Genomic DNA, 7,484 nt, shown 5'->3' with positions numbered 1-7,484 from the left:
CCGCGACCACTACATCGTGGTACGCGCCGAGCACATCACCGGCCGCCGCCTCTCATCCCGGCACGGCGGGCGGGAAATCTGACACCCGCCCAGGACTTTCCCACCCCTGGAGTCGTCCCGGCATCCCGCGGGCCCTTACGTCCCGTCGGTTCCGGCGCCTGCGGCCGTCACCGGCCGGAACGGCTCGTGACCGTGCGGACCCGTCTCGGCCGCCGCGTTCGGCGTGATGCTCGCCCCCGGGCGCCCTGGCCGGATGCCTCCCACGGTTCGGTGATCCGGATCGACGAGGCCGACGACGAGCAGGACAGGACCGCCATGGTCCGCCCCCGCCCCGAAGCACCTCCGGTGGCAGCGACCAATGGCGGCCGCGCGGGGACCTCCGGCCCTACATTCGGCCATCTGCCAGGCGTGAGATGGAGATGAGAAGCCAGGGAGACCGCGGAGGTGGGCAGATGACCACACTCATCCGCAGGGAGCCGAGAGGACTGTTTCCCGGCAACACTCCCGACGGGCGTCGCGCCGGCGAGCCGTTCGCCCCCGGCGCCAACCCGATGAACGGCCGCGACAGGCACGGCCTGGTCGCCTCCGCGCTGTCGGTCGCCAAGCTGCCCTACGACCAGGCCCAGGACGGCATCTCGCTCACCAACACCGTCACCCCCGAAGGGCTCGGCCGTACCGACCGGGAACGGGTGGGCAACCTGGTCGGGGTGCTCGACGGCTACATCGACGCCGGTGGCTTCCACATGAACGTCAACGTCCTCACCCGGGCCGTGTTGCTGGACGCGATAAAGCACCCGCAGAAGTACCCGCAGCTGACCATCCGGGTCTCGGGGTATGCGGTCGACTTCGTCCGTCTCACCCGTGAGCAGCAGCAGGACGTCGTGGACCGCACCTTCCACGGATCGCTGTGACGGAGGCCGCGATGAACCTGGCAGCGCGCTGCGAGCAGATGACCGGCGACCGCGAAACCGTGATGCGGCAGGGCGAAGCCGAGCTTCGCCCGCCGCCCGCGCCGCCGGGCACCGGCGTCGTCAGTTCCTGGGACCTGTCCATCGGCGTCGACGGCCCCGGCACCAGGTTCACGGTGTTCACCGCCGGTTGCCCGCTGCGCTGCCTGTACTGCCAGAACCCCGAGACCTGGCGGATGCGCGACGGCCGCCGCGTCACCGTCGACGAGATGATGGCCGAGGTGGACAAGTACCGCCGGTTCGTCACCGTGGCCGGCGGCGGGGTGACCATCAGCGGCGGCGGCGAGCCGCTGCTACAGCCCGGCTTCACCGCCGAGGTGCTGCGCCGCTGCCACGAGAGCGGCCTGCACACCGCCCTGGACACCTCGGGTTTCCTGGGCGAGCGCGCCACCGACGCGCTGCTCGCCGACACCGACCTGGTGCTGCTGGACCTCAAGTCCTCCGACCCGGCCGGCTACCGGCGACTGACCGGCGGTTCGCTGGAGCCGACCCTGCGCTTCGCCCGCCGCCTGGCCGAGCTGGGCCGCCCGACCTGGATCCGGTTCGTGCTGGTCCCCGGCGTCACCGACGCCCAGGACAACGTCGACGGCGTCGCCCGCTTCGTGGCCGGCCTGGACAACGTCGAACACGTCGACGTCCTCCCCTACCACCGCATGGCCGCCGAAAAGTACCAGCGCCTCGGGCTGGCCTTCCCCCTGGCGGGCGTGCTTCCCCCCGGCCAGGCGCTGCTGGAGCGGGTCCACGCCCAGTTCCGGGCACACGGTCTCACCAGCATCTGAGCAGCGCGGGACTCCCGGACGGTTCGCGCCCGTTCGCGCCCGTTCGCGCCCGGGAGTTCTGTGCCCGAGCCGCTCGCCGGCCGGGTGGCGGCGCCGGTCGGCGAGCGGCGCCGATCAGGAGAGACCGGGAGACGCCGGGGCGGGGGTCACGACCAGGGGGCAGGTGGCGTGGTGCAGCAGCGAATGGCTGACCGACCCCAGCAGCAGCCCGGTCAGGTCACCGCGGCCGCGTGAGCCGACGACCAGCAGGCCGGCGTGGGCCGAGGCCTCGGCCAGGACGCGCGCCGGGTGACCGTGTTCGAGCTGTTCGGTGACCTTGACGTCGGGATAACGCTCACTCCAACCGGCCAGGGCCTCGGCCAGCAGGCGCCGTTCGGCCTCGGCCGTCTCCTCCGCGACCCGCAGGGCGAAGGGGCCGCCACCGGCGACCGGGCGGCTCCAGGCGTGCACCGCCCGCAGGCCGGCGCCGCGCAGGGACGCCTCGGCGAAGGCGAATCCCAGAGCACCCACGCCCGCCGCCGAACCGTCGACGCCGACGACCACCTCCCCGGCCGGCGGGGTGGCCGGGTCACGGACCACGGCCACCGGGCAGGCGGCCCGCCCGGCGACCCCCAGCGCGACCGAACCGAGCAGCATCCCCGCGAAACCCCCCAGCCCGTGGTTGCCGACCACCAGCAGTTCCGCGTCCGCGGCGGTCTCGATCAAGATGGCGCGCGGGTCACCGCCCAGCAGCCGCGGCTCCGCCACGACACGGGGATCTTCCTGGCGGGCGCGCTCCAGTGCCGCGTCCAGCATGGACGTGGCCCCTTCACGCATCCAGCGGCCCACCTCGGCGTAGCGACCCTCCTCGGAGACCTCCAGCGGCCAGGCAGGCATGGCGTGCACGATGCTCAGCGCGCCGTCGCGGGCCGCGGCCTCTCGCGCCGCCCAGCTCACGGCCGCGAGCGCGGCCTGCGAACCGTCGACTCCCACTACGATCATGACATCCTCCTCATGGTGCCCATGGCCCCATCACACCGGCGGGCAACCGGAGGGCGACAGCGGTAAAGGTCCTTTGCCCGAGGGACCTCCGTCACCGTGTCCGGGGTCCTGACCTTTCGTGATCGCCGCCGGGGCGGACGCCCGCTCCGCTCGTGGCCGCCACCGGACGAGGTCGCAGAGCAGGGGGGTGAGCACGGCCGTACCCAGGGCCAGCGCCCACCCGGCCGCGGGCAACGGCACCAGGGCCAGCGGGGCGCCGAGAAACGGGACAAGGGTGACGAGCGCCTGGAGCAGCGCGGTGGCGAGGACCGCGATCGTGACCGTGCGGCCGTGCCACCATCCCCGTTCGAAGGTCCACCGGCGGGCCCGGACGACGTAGGCGAGGGTGAGACGGGCGAAGACCAGCGCGAGGACCGCCTGGGTGCGCACCTGCTCGTCGCTCCAGCCCATCCGGCGGGCCGCCTCGACCGCGGCGATCACCAGCAGGCCGACGACGAGGGATCGCAGCGCGACCCGCCTCAGTACGGCGCCCGACAGCAGGCCGCCCTGCCGTGGCCGCAGCGCCAGAGGATCTCCCGCGGGCCGGTCGACGCCCAGGGCGATGGCCGGAATCCCGTCCAGCGCCAGGTTGATCCAGAGCAGGTGCACGGGAAGCAGCGGGATGATCAGGTCAGGCCACAGGATGAGGCCGACGAGCACCAGGAGGATCTCCGCCAGGTTGCCGGTGAGCAGGTAACCGATCATCGAGGTGACGTTGTGGTGCAGGCGCCGCCCTTCACGCACCCCGGTGACGATGGTGCCGAGCTCACCGTTGGTGACGACGACGGCGGCCGCCTCCCGCGCCACGTCGGTTCCCTCCTCGCCCGCCATCGCCACGCCCACGTCCGCGTGCCGCAGCGCGGGCGCGTCGTTGACGCCGTCACCGGTCATGGTGACGACCTCTCCGCTCTCGCGCAGCGCGTGGACCAGGTCGAGCTTGGTGGCCGGATCCACCCGGGCCAGCACACTCGCCCCGCGCAGCCGCCCGGCCCTGTCGGCGACGCTCCGCCCTTCGAGGGAGGCGCCGGTGACCACGGCTCCGGACTCGATCCCGACCTCCTCGGCCACGGCCCGGGCGGTGTCGCCATGGTCACCGGTGACCATCATGACCCGGATGCCGGCCGCCCGGCAGTCGGCGACCGCCCGCAGGGCCGAGGGCCTGATCTCGTCACGCAGCCCGAGCAGGCCGAGTGGGCGCAGGCCGCCGGTGTCCAGGTCATCGCTTTCCTTTTCGGCCAGCGCGAGCACCCGCAGGCCCTGACGGGCGAGGTCTGTCACGGCGTTCATCAGACGGTCGGTCTGCTCGCCGGGCACGCAGCGGGCCAGCACCACCTCGGGCGCCCCCTTGACGGTCAGCAGCGGACCCTCGGTCACCACGGCCATGGAGCGGGTCTCGGCGTCGAAGGGCCGGGCCTTCAAGCGTCCCTCGCCCTCCGGTAGCCGAGCCCCGTTGCGCTCGGCGGCCGCGCGCAGCGCCACGTCGACGGCGTCCCCGAGCCCGTCGCGGGCGTCGTTGCAGCGCAACGCGGCCCGCCACAGGTCCGCACCGGCGACCGGGACCTGGTCGACGACGGCCAGCCGCCCGGTGGTCAGCGTCCCGGTCTTGTCAGAGGCGATGACGGTGGTCGCGCCGAGCGCCTCGATCGCCGAGAGCCGGCGAACGATCACTCCCAGCCTGGCCATCCGCTGGGAACCCAGGGCCAACGCGGTGGTGACGGCGGTGGCGAGACTTTCGGGAACGGCGGCGATGGCCAGTGCGACTCCGGCCAGCACGATGTCGAGCAGCGCGGCCTCCCCGCGGCTCACGCGAGTCAGGCCCAGCAGGACCATGACCACTCCCGCCGCCAGCGCGAGCAGGCCGATCCGCCGCGAAGCCTGCGCCAGGTCCGCCTCCAGCGGGCTCTTCGACTGCCGCCCTTCGAGGGCACCCGCGATACGTCCCATCTCGGTCGCCGCACCGGTCCGCTCCACCAGGGCCGTCGCCGACCCTCGGACGACGAGGGTGCCGGAGAACAGTTCCCCGTCGCGGTCACCGAGCGGAACACCCGGACCGCCGGCGCCGCCGGCCTGTTTGCCGGCCGACTGCGACTCCCCCGTCAACATGGCCTCGTCAACGCCCAGGGCGCTGACCTCCAGCACCCGCGCGTCGGCGGGAACCCGGTCTCCGGCCGCGACCTCGATCACGTCGCCGGGCACGACCTCGGCGGCCGGAACGCGCCGGGTGACACCGCTTCGCCTCACCTTGGCCATGGGCGCGCTGAGCGTGCCCAGCGCACGGACGGCCTGGTCGGCCTTGGCCTCCTGCCCGGCACCGATGGTCACGTTCACCACCAGAATGGTGAGGATCGCGATTCCCTCGGGAATCTCGGCCAGGACCAGTAGCGTCACCAGCCCGGCGATCAGCAGCAGGATCGACAGCGGGTCGGCGAGCTGCCGCGCCACGCGGGCCGGCAGGGTGGGCGGCCGGGAGCGCGGGAGTTCGTTGAGGCCGTACTCGTCCAGTAACCGGGCTGCTTCCGCGTCACCGAGCCCCGCCGGGGTGTCCGCCTTGATGCTCATGTGTCCAGCAGATCATCACGGTCGCGGCCCGACCCCGAGGCGAAAGCCACCGAAGCGAGGGACTTTCGGCCCCGGCGACAGCCACTCCGGCGCGGGTGGCGCGGGTAGAGCGCTCGCCGGTGCGCGGCTCCTGGCACACCGGGCGCGGGGACTCTCTCCCGCGGATGGGAGTTCCCCTGTGCCTGGGCGTGGAAGGCGGCGCCGTGGGCGTGCGGCTTGCGGCTTGCGGCTTGCGGCTTGCGGTCAGGCGAGTGCCGGATGTGGCGTTCCGGTCGTGGATTCGATCGCGGCACGCGGGGCGGGCATGTCGGCGTTCCGTATCCGGTCGACCCGGTCGGGGGGGACGACGACGGTGGGGCAGGCCGCCAGGGCGAGGCAGGCCCGCAGGGTCGCCCCGAGGTATCCGCCACTGGCCGCCGGCCGGACCCCTCCCAGAACGAGGAGGTCGGCCGTCTCGGAATGGCGTGGCAGCGCTCGCGCGGCCCTGTCGCGGCAGAGCAGCGGGCGCACGACGAGTTCCGGCCACCCGGCGCGGACGGTCGCGACCGCTTGGCTCACGACGGTCTCGGCGATCACTTTCCGATCTGCTTCCTCGGTGGGCGCCCGGCCGGGCACGTAGGGTGCCCGGCACCGCGTGAGGTCGTCCCACGCGTGCAGGACCACCAGTTCCGCGCCGCTGCGACGGGCTTCCTGGGCACCCCAGCTCAGTGCCGCCGGCCCGGCGGCCGAACCGTCGAAGCCGACCAGGATGCGAGAGAACCGCTGCCGACCTGTCATGGGATCCTCCGTGATCCGTCCCGTGGCCCCCGGTGGTGAAAGGGGTTCACCTTCATGCAACCGCGCCGCCCCGGCCCCGGCCAGGGTCGCTGGTCCCGGCGAGCCGGGACCAGCGACCCTCTTCCGGCCGCGGGCCGGAAAACGTTGAGGCGTACGGAGGTAGGTATCCGTCGGTGCTTACCGATGCCCCGTCGTTCGTCAGGTGAGGGGTACGCGCCAGGTCAGCCGGGTCCCGTCCTGTGGGGAGGAGCCGGCCTCGAAGGAGCCGCCGAGCGCGGTGGCGCGCTCCTCCATGTTGCGCAGGCCGCTGCGTTTGCCCTCGCCGGACAGGCCGACGCCATCGTCGGCGACGGTGAGGGTGAGCCGGTCGTCGACCGCCTCGGTGAAGACGTCGGCCTTGGAAGCCTTGGCATGGCGCACGATGTTGGACAGCGCCTCCCGCAGAACGGCCAGCAGGTGCTCGGCGACCGGCGCGGGCACCTGGTTGTCGAGCTGCCCCTCCATCCGCAGGCCCGGCATGAAGCCCAGGTGCCCGCGCGCGCCCTCCACCAGCTCCACGATCCGCGCGCGCAGGCTGGGCTCGTCGGCCTGGCGGGGAGTCTGCAAGGCGAAGATCGTCGAACGGATCTGCCGGATGGTCTCGTCCAGCTCGTTGATCCCGTGCTGGAGCCGGCCCGCGGCCTCGGGATGCTCGACGAACCGCACGATGCTCATCAAGGTCATGGCGACGGCGAAAAGCCGCTGGATGACGACGTCGTGCAGGTCTTTCGCGATCCGGTCGCGGTCTTCCAGCAGCCCCAGCCGCTCGGCGTCCTGGCGGGCCTCGGCCAACTCCAGCGCGACCGCGGCCTGCCCGGCGAAGGAGTGCAGGGTCCGCAGCTCGCCGACGCTGAACGGGATGCGGCCCGGTCGCTTGCCCAGCACCAGCACCCCCCGCACCACCCCGGCCACGCCAAGTGGCACCGCGGCGGCTGGCCCCACCGTCAGATCCCGCATGACGGCGGCAGGCAGGTCCGCCTCGCCGAGATCGGTGACCATGACCGGCTCACCGCCCAGCAGCGCCCTGCCCGGGAGCGAGCCCACGACATCCACCGTGGCCCGGTCGAGCCCGTCGGCCCCCGAACCGTCGGCGATCGTCACGTGCAGGACCTCGCGGGCCGCGTCGGGAAGCATGATCATCGTGATGTCGGCGGCGGCCAGATCTCGGGCCCGCCTCGCCATCAGGGTCAGCACCTGGCCGGGTTCGGCGCCCGACAGCAGGCTGGTGGTGACCTCCGCCGAAGCCTGCAGCCACATCTCCCTGCGGCGGGTCTCCTCGTACAGGCGGGCGTTCTCGATGGCGACGCCGGCCGCGGTGGCCAGCGCGGTCACGATCGCCTCG

At 73.0% G+C, this 7,484-nt stretch carries 6 protein-coding genes; 2 read left to right on the top strand and 4 right to left on the bottom strand.

Translation table 11 applies throughout. From position 1 onward, the window contains the following. Positions 1-452: 452 nt before the first annotated feature. Complete coding sequence (locus ACSDR0_RS48565) at positions 453-911, top strand: glycine radical domain-containing protein (RefSeq protein WP_435295774.1); 459 nt, start codon at positions 453-455, stop codon at positions 909-911. Between the two features lie 11 nt (positions 912-922). Next, positions 923-1,747 carry a pyruvate formate-lyase-activating protein gene (pflA, locus tag ACSDR0_RS48560; RefSeq protein WP_435295773.1) on the top strand — a complete coding sequence of 275 codons (825 nt, stop codon included), beginning with the start codon at positions 923-925 and terminating at the stop codon, positions 1,745-1,747. 114 nt (positions 1,748-1,861) lie between these two features. Here the strand turns inward: pflA and ACSDR0_RS48555 are convergent, their stop codons facing one another. The 4 genes from ACSDR0_RS48555 to ACSDR0_RS48540 form a co-directional block, all read right to left on the bottom strand. Beyond that, complete coding sequence (locus tag ACSDR0_RS48555) at positions 1,862-2,728, bottom strand: universal stress protein (RefSeq protein WP_435295772.1); 867 nt, start codon at positions 2,726-2,728, stop codon at positions 1,862-1,864. A gap of 30 nt (positions 2,729-2,758) precedes the next feature. Beyond that, positions 2,759-5,326: a cation-translocating P-type ATPase gene (locus ACSDR0_RS48550; RefSeq protein WP_435295771.1), complete on the bottom strand. Its 2,568-nt coding sequence runs from the start codon at positions 5,324-5,326 to the stop codon at positions 2,759-2,761. A gap of 243 nt (positions 5,327-5,569) precedes the next feature. After that, positions 5,570-6,103, bottom strand: coding sequence for a universal stress protein (locus tag ACSDR0_RS48545; RefSeq protein ID WP_435295770.1), 534 nt, complete (start codon positions 6,101-6,103; stop codon positions 5,570-5,572). Between the two features lie 198 nt (positions 6,104-6,301). Next, positions 6,302-7,484, bottom strand: a 1,183-nt coding sequence (locus ACSDR0_RS48540; RefSeq protein ID WP_435295769.1) for a GAF domain-containing sensor histidine kinase, incomplete at its 5' end; no start/stop codon positions are given.

Origin of the sequence: Streptosporangium sp. G11, assembly GCF_051192615.1 — a bacterium.
Taxonomy (GTDB): Bacteria; Actinomycetota; Actinomycetes; order Streptosporangiales; family Streptosporangiaceae; genus Streptosporangium.
The sequence above is the reverse complement of the archived record's forward strand: the minus strand, read 5'-3'. Positions and strand labels throughout refer to the sequence as shown.